The sequence below is a fragment of the Erythrobacter sp. genome (assembly GCF_038133525.1).
Classification (GTDB): Bacteria; Pseudomonadota; Alphaproteobacteria; order Sphingomonadales; family Sphingomonadaceae; genus Qipengyuania.
In genome coordinates, this window is record NZ_JAYPTL010000014.1 from 1 (window position 1) to 17,639 (window position 17,639).

Here is a 17,639-nt window from a genome sequence, read left to right on the forward strand (position 1 = left end):
GCTCGTGCTGGCAGCCTGTTCGAACGTGGCTCAGGCAGCGACCTATACGATGTTCCGGGATCCAGGATGTGGGTGCTGTACCAACTGGGCAGGCCATGTCGAAGACGGGATGAACACGAAGGTGGCATCGGTCGACAGCAACGACATGGCGGCGATCAAGACCGCGCGGGGCGTACCCCAAGAGTTATGGTCATGCCATACGATGGAGGTCGATGGATACATCATCGAAGGTCACGTGCCTGCAGAAGCCGTCGCCAAGCTTTTGCGCGAACGGCCCGCCGGCGTTGCCGGCCTCGCGGTTCCGGGAATGCCTCTGGGATCGCCCGGCATGGAGGCCGGAAACCGGATCCAGCCTTACGACGTCATCGCCTTTGGCCCAACCGGACAGAGCGTCTTCGCGTCCTTTCCGTAAGGGGGTGAAGCCACTCCATGCGTCGGCATGAAAGGTTGCAGGCGATGAGGACTAATTGCGGGAAGCGACACAGAAGCCTGTCGAACTTCTCGCCGGGTCCGGGCTGGCTGCCCCCACAGTCCCGGACCCTTCCAATTTGTATGATTGCAGCACGCACGAAATAGGAGAAATGCGATAGTCAAAAGCTCGGTCAGAAATGCTGGATCTTTTTAAGGGGTGAACCTCTGCCCAACGTACTGCTTGTCGTGATGCTTCTCGGACGGGATGACATAGACAGGGGAAAGACTTGCAGACAGATGGCGACGATCAACATAGCGAGAATGCGGGCTCGATAACGTTGCTGGGCGGTGTCGCGATGGGGACCGGCGTCATGATTGGCGCAGGTATCTTCGCACTGACCGGCCAGATTGCCGAACTGGCTGGACCGTTATTTCCGCTTTCTTTCATAGTCGGCGCGCTGGTTACCTCGCTTGCCGCCTACAGCTACATCAAGATGTCGAACCGCTGGCCCTCCTCTGGCGGCATCGCGATGATCCTTCAGAAGGCTTACGGACCGGGCGTCGTTGCAGCATCGGCATCGCTCCTGATGGCGCTGTCGATGGTCATCAACGAAAGCCTGGTCGCTCGGACCTTCGCGACCTATGCCTTGCGGCCCTTTGGGCTCGAAAGCAGCGGCATTCTGGTCTCCGTCGCGGCACTGGCCCTCATCGTTTTCGCCTATTTCGTGAATGCTGCCGGCAACAAATCGGTCAGCGGGTTTTCGCTCATTATGTCGGCAATCAAGATCGGCGGCATCGCCCTGTTCGCAATTGCGGCGATCTGGGCCACCGGATTTTCAGGCGGTGCCTTCGCAGAGCCGGTCGCGCTTTCGGGCCTCGACGCGTTGCTCGCTTCGGTCGCTTTCTCGATCCTCGCTTTCAAGGGTTTCACCACCATCACCAACAGCGGCGGCGAAATCATCGATCCGCATCGGAATGTCGGCAGAACCATTATCATTTCGATCGCAGTATGCGTGGTCGTCTACCTTCTCGTCGCGGTGGCGGTCGGCGCCAGCCTCAGCACTTCAGAAATAGCCGAGGCGCGCGATTACTCTCTTGCGGCAGCTGCGCGCCCCGCGCTCGGAGAGCTTGGCTTCTATTTCACAGTCGCAATCGCGATCGCAGCCACGACCTCGGGTGTCATCGCCAGTGTTTTCGCCGTTTCGCGAATGCTGACGATGCTGACCGAGATGAAGATGATCCCGCATAGCCATTTCGGCATGAGCGGACCGATCCGCAGTCACATGCTGGTCTATACCGTAGTGATTGCCGGCACGCTCGCGGTCCTGTTCGATCTGTCGCGGATCGCTTCGCTCGGAGCATTTTTCTATCTCGTAATGGACATGCTTGTGCATTGGGGCGTGCTGCGCGGTTTGCGGGAAGAGATCGGTGCGCGTGCCTGGGTGCTATGGTCGGCACTCGTGGCGGACAGCGTAGTCCTGACAGCTTTTGCCTTCGCCAAGCTCAAAACCGACCCTGCGGTCGTCGCCTATGCGGTCGCAGGCATTGCCGCCGTTTTCATCGCCGAATGGTTCTATTTGTCCAGGCGTTCGCAAGCGATGGACTCCGCTTCAGAAAGACCGGCGGAAGAGAGGCGGTGACCCCGTTAGTAGAACACGAGCGCAAAGGCAGCGACCAAAAGCCAACGAGGATCGAGGCGCCAAGTTCGCGGATCAAAAGAAATTCAAGACGGAGCATATCGTGACGACTAAAACTGCCACCGTTTACCGAATGGTCATGCCGGACCACGTTTGTCCGTATGGATTGAAAACGGTCGATTTGCTCAAACGCGAAGGTTTCGAGGTGGACGACCTGCGGCAACAGCGAGGCGTGAACACGAGCGAGCGGGCGCCAGCGTGCGTCGGCGCCCGCTCCATGATCACGACGGGCCCGGCACGCGCGGCCAGATTCATAATGAGGTACGACAGTGGCAGCTGAGCCTGTGACCGATGCAGCACCCATTGCGGTCTTCGGTGCCGGAGGAAAGACCGGTACGGAAATACTGCGCCATGCGGTTCGCAAGGGCATCGCGGTTCGAGCGTTCGAGCACACCTTGCCCGAACCATCGGACCGGGTCGATAACGTCGAGTACTTCCAATGCGATGTACTCAATGACGACTTCAGCAGCGAGCTCGAAGGTTGCCGTGCTGTTATTTCCGCACTCGTTATAGGGTTTAGTCCATCGACGGCGATCGATCCGCCTCCGCTTTACACGGAGGGAACCCGCAGGCTGGTGGAAGCGATGTCGGCAACCGGCATTTCCCGGATCGTCGTGATATCGGCAGCGTTCGTAGAGGCGCAGCCCAGCGTTCCTGCATGGTTCGAGCTCACAGCAAGACCAGCCTTGCACAAAATTCTCGCACAGATGCGCGCAATGGAAGATCTTCTGGAGCGCGCGAAAGGCCTGGAATGGACGGCTGCGCGACCGGGCTGGCTCCTGGACGAACCCTATACCGGTGAAGCCGTCATTTCCGACGAGCGCCTTGCCGAAGGTTGCTTTCGCTGCCGGCACGCGGATCTTGCGGCAGCGATGCTCGAATTCGTCTGCGAGAACACCTGGGTCAACGCCAAGCCCGCAATAGCCCGCCCAGAAGAAGACCGCTTCGAAAGCATGACAGCGCTGAAAGCCGAACTGGGAATCGACTGAGGAGGAGGCGGCATGTTCGAGACACGTACGGCGACAATCGGGAGGGGTCACGATAATTTTGAGACTCTCCGCAGGCTGCATGACCTTGTCTTAAAAGCGGCAAAGCTCTAGGTGAGTGTGATGCGAGCCTTGCGTACCCTAGGACTGTTATTGATCGCCTGCGGGCTATTCGTCCAGTCGGCCGCGCATGCTTCTGCTCTTCCTCAGGTCGTCGACGCAGGCGATCCGGCCTGCGCAGAGATGGAAACGATGGCGGGCGCGACTTCCACGGAAGATGACGGCAGCGCACCTTGCAAGAACCTTCGGCTGGATTGTCTGGTGGCGCTCGGGTGCATTGCGCCGCTCGCTCCCGGCGCTGATGCGACCCTTTCCGAAGACTTACCGGCGCAGGCTGCTCAATTCAGCGGTTTGATCTCCAATTCGCTCGCCGCCCCAAGGCTGGGGCCAGAACCGCCACCTCCGCAATTTCCGGCATGACCCGCGTGCAGGCTTAAGCCTGCGCGCTCCTGCCTCTGGATGAACGGCCTGCGCTCGACGCGGGCCGGTGATCCGGAACGCGTGCCTGACGCGCTCCTTTTGCGGATGAACGATCATGAAACGAATAAGCTGGACCGCGCTTCCGGTCCTGCTGGCCCTTGCGCCGGCGAGTAATGCCCAGTCGGTGGGCTATGAGGAAGCTTTACGAGCAGCAACGAGCGACCAGCCGCAGGTTCGAACAAGCGAGCTGCGACTGGACGCCCGGCGCGAGATCGCCGACGCTGCCGATGAACTGCCAGACCCGCGCCTACGCGCGGGCATCCAGAACCTGCCGCTAAGCGGGCCGGCTGCATTCGAGCTGAATCGCCAGCTCCCAACGCAGATCCAAGTCGGCATCGAACAGGAGATCCCCAATCTCGCGAAACGTCGGGCCCGGTTTGGAATAGCGGACGCCGACATCGATCTTGCCGCAGCACAGTTGCGTCAAACCCGTTACAGGGTGCGCCTCGGAGCAGGAATGGCATGGATTTCGTTGGCTTATGCCCAACGGGCTCTGACCGTCGCCGACGATGCACTTGCTGAAATCGAGGGGCTCGTACCACTCGCGCGCAGTTCTGTCGCCGCCGGTTCGGCCAGGCCCGCCGAAAGTCTGGAAGTACGCCGTGCCGTGCTCGAAGTCGCAGACATGCGGACCAGGATCGAAGCCGACCGAGAGGCCGCTCAGGCCATGCTGTCGCGCTATACGGCTCTGCCGAACGCTACCGCGACCGGAACCATCCCTTCGGCCGATCTCGATCCCGAAGGTTTGCGGGCCATGCTCCAAAGCAATCCGGAGCTTGTCGTGGCGCTTGCGCAGGTTCGTCAAGCGGAAGCGAGAAGCGATCTTGCCCGATCGGAAAGGCGTCCGGATTTCGGCGTCAATGTGAGCTATGGACGGCGCGATCCCGATTTTGGCGATGCAATCTCGGTGATGGGTTCGATCACGCTCCCGATTTTCGCGGACCGGCGCCAAAACCCGCGTATAGCCGCCGCCGAAGCCGAAGCGGCTGCGGCACAGTCGGCCAGAGCCGATCGGCTGCGTGAACTCGAAGCCCGGTTCGAAACCGATCTCGCGGCATGGCGCAGCGCTTATCGACAATGGCAGCGCGCGACCGACGAATTGCTTCCCCTTGCCGAAAGCCGCGTGGACCTCGAGCGCGCGAGCTTTGCCGCGGGCCGCGCGGAACTGCTCGACGTCATCGACGCCATCAAAACGCTCGCCGTGCTGCGGGTGGACATTCTGCAACGCGAGGAAGCGACCGTCGAAGCCGCCGCGAACCTGCGACTGACCTATGGGGAGTATGGCCGATGAGAGCCGCAATGGGAGCCGCGTGGGACAGGCTGTCGCCGCGCCAGAAATCTTGGATGATGGCAGGCACGGTCGCGCTCATCAGTCTTGCCGCCGGCTATGGTCTCTCGCAGCTCGGCGAAGGCCAGGGTGGTGCAAGCGACGCGGGCGGCAGTGCGACCGAATGCGAGGAGGTCCTTTACTGGTACGACCCGATGGTGCCGGGGCAGCACTTCGACGAGCCGGGCAATTCGCCCTTCATGGATATGCAGCTGGTGCCCAAGTGCGCGGGCGAGGAGGCCACTGCAGGCGTCAGGATAGATCCCGGCCTGGTGCAGAATTTCGGCATCCGCACCACTGAAGCCGAGTACGGCGTCCTCGAGCCGGAAATAACCGTCACAGGCGTTCTGGCCTACAACGAACGCGACGTCGCGATCGTCCAGCCACGTGCCGGAGGCTATGTACAAAGAACCTACGGCCGCGCGCCCGACGATGTCGTTGGACGGGGCGCGCCGCTCGCGGATATCCTGGTTCCCGAATGGGGCGGAGCGCAGCAGGAGTATCTGGCCGTCCTGAACAGCGGTGATGAAGAACTTGCGCAGGCCATGCGCGAACGCATGCGCCTTTTGGGCATGCCTCCAGGCCTGATCTCATCGGTAGGGCGCAGTGGACGTCCGCAGTCCACGATCACCGTGACCGCGCCGATTGGAGGTGCCATCACATCGCTCGGCGTGCGACCGGGGATGACGGTCATGGCCGGACAGACGCTCGCCGAGATAACCGGTTTCTCACCGATCTGGCTCGAAGCCGCGGTGCCTGAAACGCAGGCGGCGAATGTACGCGTCGGGCAACCTGTCAGCGCGACGCTGACCGCATTCCCCGAGGAACGCTTCTCCGGACCCATTGTCGCTATCCTGCCGAGCGTGGAGGATGCAAGCCGTACGATCACCGTTCGTGCGCAACTGCCCAATGCATCCGGTCGCCTCAAGCCGGGCATGTTCGCACAGGTCTCGCTGACCCCGGACACACGCCGCGCGCTGCTGGTGCCGTCCGAAGCCGTTATCAGGACCGGACGTCGAACCATCGTGATGGTGAAGCAGGACGAGGGCGGTTTCATGCCCGCCGAGGTTCGGATCGGCCGCGAAGCGGGTGGAAGGACCGAAGTGCTGGCCGGACTTTCCGCCGGCGAGCAGGTCGTGACATCGGGTCAGTTCCTGCTTGATTCCGAAGCAAGCCTCACCGGACTGGACGTCCGTCCGATAGATCAGGCAGATGACGCTTCCACCGGCGGCGAGGACGAGCCAGCGACCTTCGGTGCCACCGGCACGATCCAGTCGATCGCCAATGGTTCGGTGACGCTGCGGCATGGTCCCGTGCCCCGGCTCGATTGGCCCGCGATGACGATGACCTTCCGCACGAAGAGCGCGGCGCAAATGCGCGGCCTCGAAACGGGCGACAGGGTGCGCTTCACCTTCACCCAGCAGGAAGCCGGCCCCCAAATCGAGACTATTAGGAGGGCTGGAGAATGATCGCACGCATCATCGACGCCTCGATCGCCAACCGCCTGTTTATCGTTCTCGCCGCCGTCGCGGTGACGCTGGCCGGTTTCTGGGCGGTGCGCGCGACGCCGGTCGACGCGTTGCCCGATCTGTCCGATGTGCAGGTCGTGGTCCGGTCGAACTATCCGGGGCAGGCCCCCCGGATCGTCGAGGACCAGGTCACCTATCCCCTGGCAACGACCATGCTCTCGGTCCCGGGGGCGAAAACCGTCCGCGGCTATTCGATGTTCGGTGACAGCTATGTCTATATCATCTTCGAGGATGGTACCGACCTCTACTGGGCGCGATCGCGCGTGCTCGAATATCTCAACCAGGTGCAGAACCGCCTGCCCGATGGCGTCACGAGCACGCTGGGACCCGATGCAACCGGGGTGGGGTGGATCTACGAATATGCACTGGTCGACAGGACCGGCGGACACGACCTTGCCGGACTGCGCAGCCTGCAGGACTGGTTCCTGCGCTATGAGCTCAAGACGATCCCCGGCATTGCCGAGGTCGCGAGCGTCGGCGGAATGGTCAAGCAATACCAGGTCGTGCTCGAGCCTTACCGGATGGCATCGCTGGGCGTGACCCACGCCGAGATCGTGAGCGCAATCGAGGCCGCCAACCAGGAAGCGGGCGGCTCGATCGTCGAGATGGGCGAAGCCGAATATATGGTCCGCGCCTCGGGCTATCTCGGCGACCTCGAGGATTTTCGGCAGATTCCACTACGCACTGCGAGCGGCGGAATTCCGGTCACGCTTGGCGACGTAGCGACAATCCAGGTAGGCCCCGAGCTGCGCCGTGGCATCGCCGAGCTCAATGGCGAAGGCGAGGTTGCCGGGGGCATCATCGTTCTGCGTCAGGGTGCGGATGCAAGAAGCGCCATACAGGCCGTCGAACAGAAACTCGACGACTTGCAGGCAAGCCTTCCCGAAGGCGTCGAGATCGTCACGACCTACGATCGCTCTCAGCTCATCGATGCGTCTATAGAGAACCTCACCACGAAGCTCATCGAAGAGTTTATCGTCGTGGCGCTCGTATGCGCGCTGTTCCTCTGGCACGCGCGTTCGGCACTTGTCGCCATCGTCACCCTGCCTTTGGGCGTGCTCGCGGCCTTCATCGTGATGCGCATCCAGGGCGTCAATGCCAACATCATGTCGCTGGGTGGAATAGCCATCGCGGTCGGTGCGATGGTCGATGCCGCCGTCGTCATGATTGAGAACGCGCACAAGCATCTCGAGCGATGGGAACACGAGAATCCCGATACCGCGCTCGCGGTGAAGGAACGCTGGCGGATCATCGCCGATGCATCGAAGGAAGTGGGACCGGCGTTGTTCTTCAGTCTGCTGATCATTACGCTGTCGTTCCTACCGGTCTTCACCCTGCAGGCGCAGGAAGGGCGGTTGTTCGCTCCGCTCGCTTTCACCAAGACCTATGCCATGGCGGCCGCGGCCATTCTGTCGGTAACGCTGGTGCCGGTAATGATGGGATGGCTGATCCGTGGGAAGATCCCTTCGGAGGATTCCAATTTTCTCAACCGCTGGCTGACGAAAATCTATCGTCCGGGGCTCGACTGGGTCATGCGGCGCCCAAAGGCAACGCTGGTGATCGCGGCGCTGATCTTCCTGACCACCGCGATTCCCTTCACCCGGCTTGGCGGCGAGTTCCTCCCGCCGCTCGATGAAGGCGATTTGCTTTATATGCCGAGCGCGCTGCCCGGCCTTTCCCCCGGCGAGGCTTCGGCGCTGCTGCAGCGCACCGATCGCCTGATCAAGTCGGTCCCGGAAGTGGAAACGGTGTTCGGCAAGGCGGGGCGCGCCGATACAGCGACGGATCCGGCTCCCCTGACGATGTTCGAAACGACGATCCACTTCAAGCCGCGCGAGGAGTGGCGCGAGGGAATGACGCCCGATCTGCTGGTCGAGGAACTTGACCGGGTCGTTCAGGTGCCGGGCCTCGCCAATGTCTGGGTGCCGCCGATCCGCAACCGGATCGACATGCTCGCGACCGGGATCAAGAGCCCGATCGGGGTCAAGGTTTCAGGCGACGATCTCGATCAACTCGAACGCGTTGCACTCGATGTGGAGCGTATCGCCAAGACCGTGCCTGGCGTGAGTTCCGCGCTGGCCGAGCGGCTGTCGGGCGGTCGCTATGTCGATGTCGATATCGACCGGATGGCGGCCGCGCGATACGGGCTCAACATTGCCGACATCCAGCAGATCGTCTCTGGTGCAGTTGGCGGTGCCAATGTCGCACGGACCGTCGAGGGGCTGGCGCGCTATCCGATCAATGTGCGCTATCCCCGCGAAATCAGGGACAGCGTCGAGGAACTCAGGGCCTTGCCGGTTCTGACGCCGTCCGGCCAACAGATCACGCTTGGCACTGTCGCCCGTATCGCCGTCAGCGACGGTCCGCCCATGCTCAAGAGCGAACAGGGCCGACTGACCAGCTACATCTACGTCGACGTCCGGGGCCGCGATCTTACTTCGGTGGTCGCCGATCTGCAGGAGGCCGTCGCCACGGGCGTCGATCTGCCTCCCGGCGTCAGCCTGTCCTATGCGGGCCAGTTCGAATATCTGACGCGCGCCTATGAGCGACTGAAGATCGTGGTTCCCGCGACGCTCGCGATCATCTTCCTGCTGCTCTATCTCATTTTCCGGCGCTGGGACGAAGCCTTGCTGATCATGGGCACGCTGCCCTTCGCGCTGACGGGCGGATACTGGTTGCTCTATCTGATGGGCTACAACCAGTCGGTGGCGACTGCGGTCGGTTTCATCGCGCTTGCCGGCGTCTCCGCCGAATTCGGCGTAGTGATGCTGATTTACCTGAAAGCCGCACTGGAGCGGCGACGCGGTGATCTGAGCGCCGAAGAAGTAGACGAGGCCATCCGGGAAGGCGCGCTCCTGCGCGTGCGGCCCAAGGCGATGACCGTCGCAGTCATCCTTGCGGGTCTCTTTCCGATCCTGATCGGCACCGGCGCGGGCTCGGAAGTCATGAGCCGCATCGCCGCGCCGATGGTTGGCGGCATGATCACCGCCCCGCTCCTGTCCATGTTCCTGCTTCCCGCCGCCTATCTGTTGTTGCGGCGCCCCCGTCCGGAAAAACCGGCCAACCCTCAAGGAGAAGAAGAGTGCGTACCCCAACCTACATGATCCTGCTCGCGGCACCGCTGGCGCTTGCAGCCTGCGACGCTGCAGACGACAGCTCAGAGACCATGATGTCAGACGACATGGCGAACTCGGACAGTATGCCCATGTCAGGCGAAATGCCGATGGCGGAGGAGACCGGCGGCGAGCAGAGCGCCAGCGCGGAGGGAACGGTTACAGCCATCGATTCCGAGGCGGGCACGGTGACCATCGAGCATGGTCCGGTCGAAAGTATCGGATGGCCCGCGATGACCATGACCTTCGAAGCCGACGCGCAAATCCTCGAACAGGTCAGTGTCGGTGAGGGAATAGCCTTTGAATTTCGTACTGGAACCGAAGGCAGCGTCGTTACCTCGGTAACGCCGCGATAGGACGGTGGGTGGGAGGCGCCCGGTTGCGCCGGTGCCTCCCACGCAAAAACAGGTGAATATGCCAGGTATCGACAGGCCCGACTTTAAGGATCGCCGCGACTTCATCAAGAGCGCCGGCCTCGCGGCGACGGGTTTCGCCGCGCTGCCGCTGCTGGGTTGCGGTACGCAAAGCAGGATGTCGCTCGATCAGGGAGGCGAAAGCAATCCTCTTGCCATACCTCGGCTACAAGCAGGAACGATCGAACGGGGCGAGCGTGTCTTTCGCCTGTCCCTGACACCGGGCGAGAAAGAATTCGTGCCCGGCACGGCGTCACCGACGATCGGTATCGACGCATCCTATCTCGGTCCGACCCTCGAAATGCGCCGCGGCGAACAGGTTCGCTTTCATATCGACAACAAGCTTGCCGAGGATGCGACCGTCCACTGGCATGGTTTCGAACTTCCCGCCACCGCGGATGGCGGACCGCACCAACTCGTGCGGCCCGGCGAACGCTGGAGCCCGTCCTTCGAAATACGCCAGCGCGCTTCGCTATACTGGTATCATTCTCATACGCATCGCCGGGCCGGACCACAGGTCTATGCCGGACTTGCTGCCCCGATCTACGTGCGCGACGAGGAAGAGGATCGCCTCGATCTGCCGAGCCGGTACGGTGTAGATGATATCCCGCTCGTCGTGCAGGATCGCGTGATCGACAGCTCAGGCCGCCTCGTTTACCGGCTCAACATGCACTCGCGGATGATGGGGGTGATAGGTGAGCGCATCTATGTGAACGGAACGGCCAATGCCGTTTTCGACGCCACCGCCGGTCCGCTGCGCCTGCGGCTTCTCAATGGATCGAATGCGCGGTTCTACACCTTCTCGCTCGAAGGTGATCGTCCGATGCAACTCATCGCAAGCGATGGCGGCCTGCTTGCCGCACCCCGCGAGATTCGCAGTCTTACCCTTGCCCCAGGCGAACGCGCACAAGTGATCGTCGACCTTTCCGAAGGGCGCCCGCTGCGCCTGAATGCCAGCAGTCCTGATAACGCCATGGGCATGATGGCCGGAGAAGGCGGGGGTATGATGGACGGCGGAATGATGGGAAACCGGACCGGTCGCGAGAGGCAGGGCCGCACCTTTTCGATCCTCGATATGCGTCCCTCCGGATCATCGACTCCAGTGATGCTCCCGCCCACCCTGGCCGCGCTAGCCGCGCCAGACCCCTCGCTCGCCGTTCGCAGCCGCCGTTTCGTACTCGATATGGGCATGATGGGTCGGGGCATGGCGATCAACGGCGAGACCATGGACATGGATGTCATCAATCAGCGCGTACCGGTGGGTCAGTGGGAAATATGGGAAATCGCCAACGCATCGATGATGGCCCATCCCTTTCATATTCATAATGTGCAGTTCCGCTTGCTCGACCGGGACGGCCGGCCTCCGCAGGCGGAAGAGGCGGGCTTCAAGGACACCGTTATCGTCAAGCCACGTGAACAGGTCAGGCTGCTGTTGCGGTTCGAAGAGAATACCGATCCCGACAATCCCTACATGTATCACTGTCATATCCTCGAGCACGAGGACGCAGGCATGATGGGGCAATTCGTGGTCACGGCCAATTAGGGGAGAACGACAGATGAGCGATGGGCACAATGCAATCGAGGGTACGGCGACCGACCCCGTTTGCGGAATGAGCGTGAAGATGGACGGCGCCCGCTTCATCGATCGACACGAGGGTGGCGACCATTACTTCTGCTCCTCGCGCTGCCTCGACAAGTTCCGCGCGGATCCGGAGATGTATCTTTCGAAGGCGCACCTCGATGCTGTCGAGGATGTCCCGGAAGGTACGATATACACCTGTCCGATGCATCCGGAGATCCGGCAGCCGGGGCCGGGCTCCTGCCCGATATGCGGGATGGCCCTCGAACCCGAAACGGTCACCTTGAACGAGGGCCCCGATCCCGAACTCGTCGACATGCGGCGAAGGTTCTGGTGGAGCGCGCTCTTCACCCTGCCGCTCTTCGCCTATGCGATGGGCGACATGATCCCGTCGCGACCGTTCGATCAGGTCATCGAACCCGCTTTCGCGCAGTGGCTGCAGCTTCTGCTGGCCACTCCGGTGGTGCTTTGGGGCGGCTGGCCCTTCTTCACCCGCGCGCTGCAATCAGTCCGAACCATGAACCTCAACATGTTCACCCTGATCGGCTTCGGCGTTGCCATCGCTTATCTGTTCAGCCTTGTGGCAACCCTCGCCCCGGACATCTTCCCCGAGGCTTTCCGCGATCATGCGGGCCGGGTCGGCGTCTATTACGAGGCCGCAGCGGTTATCACGACCCTCGTGCTGCTCGGGCAGGTGCTCGAGCTCAAGGCGCGCGGATCGACATCGAGCGCCTTGCGAGCGCTTCTCGAACTCGCGCCCCCGACCGCGATGAAGATCTTCGGTCGCGGCGATGAGCGCGAAGTACCGCTCGATGAATTGACGTCGGGGGACCTGCTGCGCGTGCGTCCGGGCGACAAGGTCCCCGTCGATGGCACGCTCGAGGATGGAAGCAGCGCCATCGACGAGTCCATGATCAGCGGCGAGCCCATTCCCGTCAAGAAAAGCGCTGGCGATCCCGTGATCGGAGGCACTGTCAACCAGACCGGCAGCTTCACCATGCGCGCGACGCAGGTCGGCGCGGACACCATGCTCTCGAAGATCGTGCAGATGGTGGCGGAGGCGCAGCGCAGCCGGGCACCGATCCAGCGGCTCGCCGACCAAGTCACCGGATGGTTCGTGCCCATCGTCGTCCTTGTCGCTATTGTGAGTTTTGTCGTCTGGGCCATCTGGGGACCGGCACCGGCCCTTGCCTACGCGCTCGTCAACGCGGTCGCCGTTCTGATCATCGCCTGTCCCTGCGCGCTCGGACTGGCGACGCCAATGTCGATCATGACCGGCACCGGCAAGGGAGCCCAGCACGGCATCCTGATCAAGAACGCCGAAGCGCTCGAAACGCTGGAAAAGATCGATACGCTGGTTGTCGACAAGACCGGCACACTGACCCGGGGCAAGCCCGATCTTGTCGACGTAAAACCGCAGTCAGATTTCGACGAGCAGGAGTTGCTGAGCCTTGTCGCTGCCGTTGAGAGAGGAAGCGAGCATCCGCTCGCCCACGCGATCGTGGAAGGGGCTCAAAACAGGGGCGCTGCCATTCTCGACGCTTCCGATATCGAGTCCGTGACCGGCGAAGGCATCCAGGCAAATGTCGACAAGCGCAGGGTCGCGATCGGGAATGAAAAGATGATGGAGCGTATAGGGGCGCTCGAAGAAGGCTGGCGGTCAACGGCGGACGAAGGCCGAAGCCTCGGACAGACGGTGATGTTCGTGGCCGTGGACGGGGCACCGGCAGGCCTTATCGCTGTCGCCGATCCGATCAAGGAAACCAGCCGCACCGCTATTGCCGCGCTGCATGAGCGCGGCATCAAGATCGTGATGCTTACCGGCGACAGCGAAGCCACCGCGCGTGCGGTAGCAAGCCAGGTCGGTATCGACGAAGTCGAAGCGAATGTCTCGCCCGAGGACAAACATCGCAAGATCGAGCAGTTGAAGAGCGAGGGTCGCCGGGTCGCTATGGCCGGCGACGGCATAAACGACGCACCCGCGCTTGCCGCTTCGCATGTCGGCATCGCGATGGGAACGGGTACCGATGTCGCGATCGAAAGCGCGGGCGTGACATTGGTGCGCGGCGACCTCGTCGGCGTTGTTCAGGCGCTCGTCCTGTCTCGGGCCACTATGCGCAACATCAGGCAGAACCTGTTCTTTGCCTTTGCCTATAATGCGCTCGGAATTCCGGTCGCTGCAGGTGTCCTCTATCCATGGACCGGGTTGCTTTTGAACCCGATGATCGCGGCCGCAGCGATGAGCCTGTCTTCGGTATCGGTGATCGGCAACGCCCTGCGCCTGCGCGGCCTCGCTCTTCCCAAATTCGATACCTGAGCGATGGGGACGGGACGGAGATCGCAGGAGTGACGAATCAGACGATGCAGGATCAGGACCAAATCTCTGAGGAATCGCGCGAATGGCGCGGTGCTCATCCAGCCCTCTGGATCGCGATATTCGGAATTCTCATCGCTTTCGCCTGGGAGATGCTCCAGCTTCCTTTCTACCAGTCGGGAGGTCTGTCGCCTGCCGAGGCAGCACGTCGCTGCGGCCTGGCCTCGTTCGGCGATGCCGGGATCATGGTGGCCGCTTATCTCGGCGCCTCTGTCGGCAGTGGTAAAACGCCGTGGCTCGTAGACTGGCCGATCTCGCGTTTTGTCGTGTTCCTGGGAATCGGCCTGGCCATTACTGCCATGGTCGAAGTGCTGGCTGTCGGTGCCGACTGGGGGTGGTCCTATAGTGCAATCATGCCGCTTGTGCCCGGAACCAAAATCGGTCTCATACCGATCGCGATGTGGGTCGCGGTTCCCACAGCCTCCTTGTGGCTCGCGCGCCGTCTCGGCACCGGACCCCGCTGATCGCAAACCGGGATCACCTATCCCTCGACAGCTGCCGGCTGCGGTCCCGATGGTGATCGACTTATCCGAAATCCGGCAATCAGAGCGAGCAGCGTGAGCAATTGCGCGCCGATCGTCTCGACAGTCGGGAAGAAGCCGAGTTCGGCGAGGCGCGGCAAGCCGGCGATGAAAGTGGCGGAAAGAACTCCGGCCTCCTGGAAAGCGCCCACGCCCTTGCCCGCGAGAATGACCGCAAGGATCGCAATCAGGATAGCACTGTAGCGGAAGAACTGGGTGATCGGCAGTTTGCGGCTGTAGCGCAGCATGGCCCAAGCAATGAGCGCCAGCAGCGCTACTGCCGACAAGGCACCTGCCAGTATGATGCCGCTGCTCTGCGGGTTCCACAGGGCAGCGTAGAACAGGATAGTCTCGAAAGCTTCGCGGTAGACCACGACAAAGGCGAGCCCGAAGAGAAACCATGCCGATCCGCGCGAAAGCGCCTTGCCCATTTTTTCCTGGATATAGCGCCGCCATTCCTCGGCCTGGGATTTGCCGTGCATCCAGATGCCGACCGATACGAGAATGACAGCCGCAAGCAGCGCGCCGATACCTTCGGTCATTTCGCGGCTCGCACCGCTGATGCTCACGAAGTAGGTTGCTACGACCCAAGTGGCGACACCTGCGAAAAGAGCAGCGATCCAGCCACCATGGATATAGGGCAATACCTCGGAGCGCTGCGACTTTTTCACAAAGGCGATCATGGCGATCACAACCAGAAGTGCTTCGATCCCCTCGCGCAGCAGGATGGTGAACGCCCCGAGAAAGGTCGAGATTTCGCTGGCCGCCTCAGGAGCCAACGCTCCCTCGGCTCTGGCCAGCAGACTATCGATGCGAGCCCTTAGTTGCTGTAGTTCGGATGGATCCGCACCGGACTCTATTCCGGCCCGAAATTGCCCGAGCGCCTGTTCTACCTCGCGCATCAAACCGCCATCGCGCGTTGCAAGGAGGGCCTCCAGGGGTTCGAACCCGTCGAGATAGGCAGACAGGGCAAGCTGCCGCGCTTCTTCACGGTCGCCAGCCCGCTCGGCTGACAGGCTGCGATCGAGCGTATCGCGAACGAAGGCGAGCGAACCTGCGTCATTTGCCTGTCCCACCGCATCGGGATTGGCGCGAAGATAGGCCATGACGGCGAGCGCACGGTCCTCTCCGATCTCCTCGGCCAGACTTTCCGGTGTGAGCGCGGCGAGCGTCTCGAGATCGGGGACAAGCTGGCGTATGCCATCATCTTCCCGCCAAATACGCTCGCCCTTGGCCACATCTTCAAAAGCAATGCTGCCGGCATGGAATGCAAGCGCCCAGCGATCCTCGTCGGACAGCGATGCGAAGCTGGCCATGGACGTTCCTTCCAGCCCTTGCGTGATGACCTGGTAAAGCCCGAACGCACTGCGCTGCCGCGCCCGGTCGATATCGGTGAAGTCGATCGGCGGGGGATCAAGTGCCTGCATTGCGGCCGGTGGCGCACTTCCGGCGGCGCCGTGACACGAGGCGCAGTTCTGCGCGAAGAGAGTGCGGGCGCGGTCAAGGTCGGGCGCTTGCGAAGGGGCAAGCGGAACCGGGTAGGCTGTCAGCAACGAGGCTGCCAGCGCGCGCGCTAAGCGCCCAACTCGCTCGGCGGGTTCCTTATTGGCGATCAGAGCTCGCAGCTGGTCCGATCGGCGGATGAGTGCTTGATTGTCTTTAGTATCCGGCAATGCAGCGATCTGCCGCGCCACGACATCGGAAAACTCCACCATTTCGCGATATTCGAATTCGTCGGCAACACGTCCCTCGGAAACGGCGGAGGCGTAGTCGACCGCGATATAATCGAGCAGACGCCAGGTGGTTCGCACGTCGGGTTCTTCCGCGTTCGCGGTGACGGACAGACACAGCGCAAGCGCCAGCAGAATGAGCCGCAGTGCCGGATGGACGGTGGCGGAGACGATGCGATGCATGAGGGGTCTCTATATCTGTTGCAATTAATTCGCAATAGCAGGGTGTAGACGGAAATGTATTTCCTCCAACCCCCGATCGCGGGGATATTCTGGAGTTTAGGTAGAGCGCAGTTCGCCACGGGCCTGTTTGGAGACTTCGGCACTTCCCCACACCGCCAGTCCTGCCATGATGCTCGCCACAACCAGATCGGGCCACGCACGGCCGGTGCCGAAAACGCCAATCGCTGCCGCCAGCACGGCGATATTACCGATCGCGTCGTTGCGCGAACAGATCCACACCGAGCGCATGTTCGCATCGCCCGAGCGATACCGGAACAGCATCGCGGCGACGGCGAGATTTACCGCCAGAGCAAGAGAACCGATGGCGCCCATCGTTCCCGGGTCGGGCGACGCCCCGACAAAGAAACCCCAGATGGCCGAGCCGAGCACCCACAGGCCGAAAGCCAGCATGGTCGCCGCCTTTACGAGAGCCGCACGCGCGCGCCAGACGAGCGCCATCCCCGCTACACCGAGACTGATAGCATAGTTTGCCGCATCACCGAGAAAGTCGAGCGCGTCGGCCTGCAAGGCGCGCGAATCCGCAGCAATGCCTGCCACGATCTCCACGCCGAACATGATTGCATTAAGGCCCAGTGCGATCCACAGAATGCGCCGCCATGTCGGATCGTTGTTGTTTGCACCGGCCTCATCGGGACCGCAGCAGGTCTTTCCCATTTACTCGACTCCTTGCGTCGATCCGCCCTATGCACCTTGTAGTAACTACAAGGTCAAGCCGCAGGAGCCTTTGTCATGAGAATTGGTCAACTTGCCCGGATAACCGGCGTCAAATCCGAAACAATCCGCTTCTACGAGCGTGAGGGTATCCTCGCTGCCCCTCCACGCACGCGGGCCAATTATCGCGATTATGGACCAGCAGAGGAAGCGCGCCTTAACTTCATACGGCGCGCGCGTGATCTCGGCTTCTCCATGGCACGCATCAGGGAATTGCTCGATCTCTCCGATGATGCCGACCGGTCCTGCGCGGGCATTGACGCTCTGGCCAGAAGCCATCTCGGCGAGGTCGAGCGCAAGATCGCGAGCCTGGAGGCGTTGCGGACGGAACTTGGGCGTATGATCGCTGCCTGCGAGCAAGACACTGTAGGCGATTGCCGCATCATCGATGCACTTGCGGGTACCGCCGAGCCTTGATGTCCGCGCCTCGTGCGCCAGTTCGGTCAGGCTCGCCAATGCACGGCT

The 17,639-nt window shown here is 62.0% G+C and carries 14 protein-coding genes and 1 pseudogene; 13 read left to right on the forward strand and 2 right to left on the reverse strand.

What is annotated here, in order from left to right; translation table 11 throughout:
* The 12 genes and pseudogenes from AAFM29_RS05265 to AAFM29_RS05320 form a co-directional block, all read left to right on the forward strand.
* Positions 1-412 (forward strand): DUF411 domain-containing protein (locus AAFM29_RS05265; protein ID WP_341711758.1); only part of this gene is annotated, 412 nt, incomplete at its 5' end.
* A 286-nt stretch (positions 413-698) separates the two neighbouring features.
* On the forward strand, positions 699-2,051 hold the full coding sequence (locus AAFM29_RS05270) for an APC family permease (RefSeq protein ID WP_009823996.1): 1,353 nt from the start codon (positions 699-701) through the stop codon (positions 2,049-2,051).
* 130 nt (positions 2,052-2,181) lie between these two features.
* Positions 2,182-2,262: pseudogene (locus tag AAFM29_RS05275) on the forward strand (glutaredoxin); the annotation flags it as partial.
* A gap of 130 nt (positions 2,263-2,392) precedes the next feature.
* Positions 2,393-3,097, forward strand: coding sequence for an NAD(P)H-binding protein (locus AAFM29_RS05280; RefSeq protein WP_341711787.1), 705 nt, complete (start codon positions 2,393-2,395; stop codon positions 3,095-3,097).
* Positions 3,098-3,217: 120 nt separating this feature from the next.
* Positions 3,218-3,574, forward strand: a complete 357-nt coding sequence (locus AAFM29_RS05285) for a hypothetical protein (protein ID WP_144400834.1) — start codon at positions 3,218-3,220, stop codon at positions 3,572-3,574.
* A gap of 115 nt (positions 3,575-3,689) precedes the next feature.
* Complete coding sequence (locus tag AAFM29_RS05290) at positions 3,690-4,925, forward strand: TolC family protein (RefSeq protein ID WP_066558702.1); 1,236 nt, start codon at positions 3,690-3,692, stop codon at positions 4,923-4,925.
* A gap of 8 nt (positions 4,926-4,933) precedes the next feature.
* A complete protein-coding gene (locus AAFM29_RS05295; RefSeq protein ID WP_341711788.1) occupies positions 4,934-6,430 on the forward strand; it encodes an efflux RND transporter periplasmic adaptor subunit in 1,497 nt (498 codons plus the stop codon).
* On the forward strand, positions 6,427-9,594 hold the full coding sequence (locus AAFM29_RS05300) for an efflux RND transporter permease subunit (RefSeq protein WP_341711759.1): 3,168 nt from the start codon (positions 6,427-6,429) through the stop codon (positions 9,592-9,594). Before AAFM29_RS05295 ends, AAFM29_RS05300 begins: the two co-directional genes overlap by 4 nt.
* Entirely contained in the window at positions 9,573-9,959 is a 387-nt protein-coding gene (locus AAFM29_RS05305; protein ID WP_225082053.1) for a copper-binding protein, read from the forward strand. Before AAFM29_RS05300 ends, AAFM29_RS05305 begins: the two co-directional genes overlap by 22 nt.
* Positions 9,960-10,017: 58 nt before the next feature.
* Positions 10,018-11,559, forward strand: coding sequence for a multicopper oxidase domain-containing protein (locus AAFM29_RS05310; RefSeq protein WP_341711760.1), 1,542 nt, complete (start codon positions 10,018-10,020; stop codon positions 11,557-11,559).
* Between the two features lie 13 nt (positions 11,560-11,572).
* A complete protein-coding gene (locus tag AAFM29_RS05315) occupies positions 11,573-13,912 on the forward strand; it encodes a heavy metal translocating P-type ATPase (protein ID WP_086491589.1) in 2,340 nt (779 codons plus the stop codon).
* Positions 13,913-13,956: 44 nt separating this feature from the next.
* The gene (locus AAFM29_RS05320; RefSeq protein ID WP_082834748.1) at positions 13,957-14,433 is read left to right on the forward strand and encodes a hypothetical protein; all 477 of its coding nucleotides are present in this window, start codon (positions 13,957-13,959) and stop codon (positions 14,431-14,433) included.
* Between the two features lie 17 nt (positions 14,434-14,450).
* On the opposite strand, the gene AAFM29_RS05325 is transcribed toward AAFM29_RS05320, so the two are convergent.
* Positions 14,451-16,403 (reverse strand): cytochrome c/FTR1 family iron permease, encoded by a 1,953-nt coding sequence (locus AAFM29_RS05325; RefSeq protein WP_341711761.1) that lies wholly within the window; start codon positions 16,401-16,403, stop codon positions 14,451-14,453.
* A gap of 96 nt (positions 16,404-16,499) precedes the next feature.
* Complete coding sequence (locus AAFM29_RS05330) at positions 16,500-17,117, reverse strand: cation transporter (RefSeq protein WP_010240550.1); 618 nt, start codon at positions 17,115-17,117, stop codon at positions 16,500-16,502.
* Positions 17,118-17,192: 75 nt separating this feature from the next.
* Here AAFM29_RS05330 and AAFM29_RS05335 point away from each other — a divergent pair, with 75 nt between their 5' ends.
* Positions 17,193-17,591 carry a helix-turn-helix domain-containing protein gene (locus tag AAFM29_RS05335; protein WP_060703638.1) on the forward strand — a complete coding sequence of 133 codons (399 nt, stop codon included), beginning with the start codon at positions 17,193-17,195 and terminating at the stop codon, positions 17,589-17,591.
* The last annotated feature ends 48 nt before the right edge of the window (positions 17,592-17,639 follow it).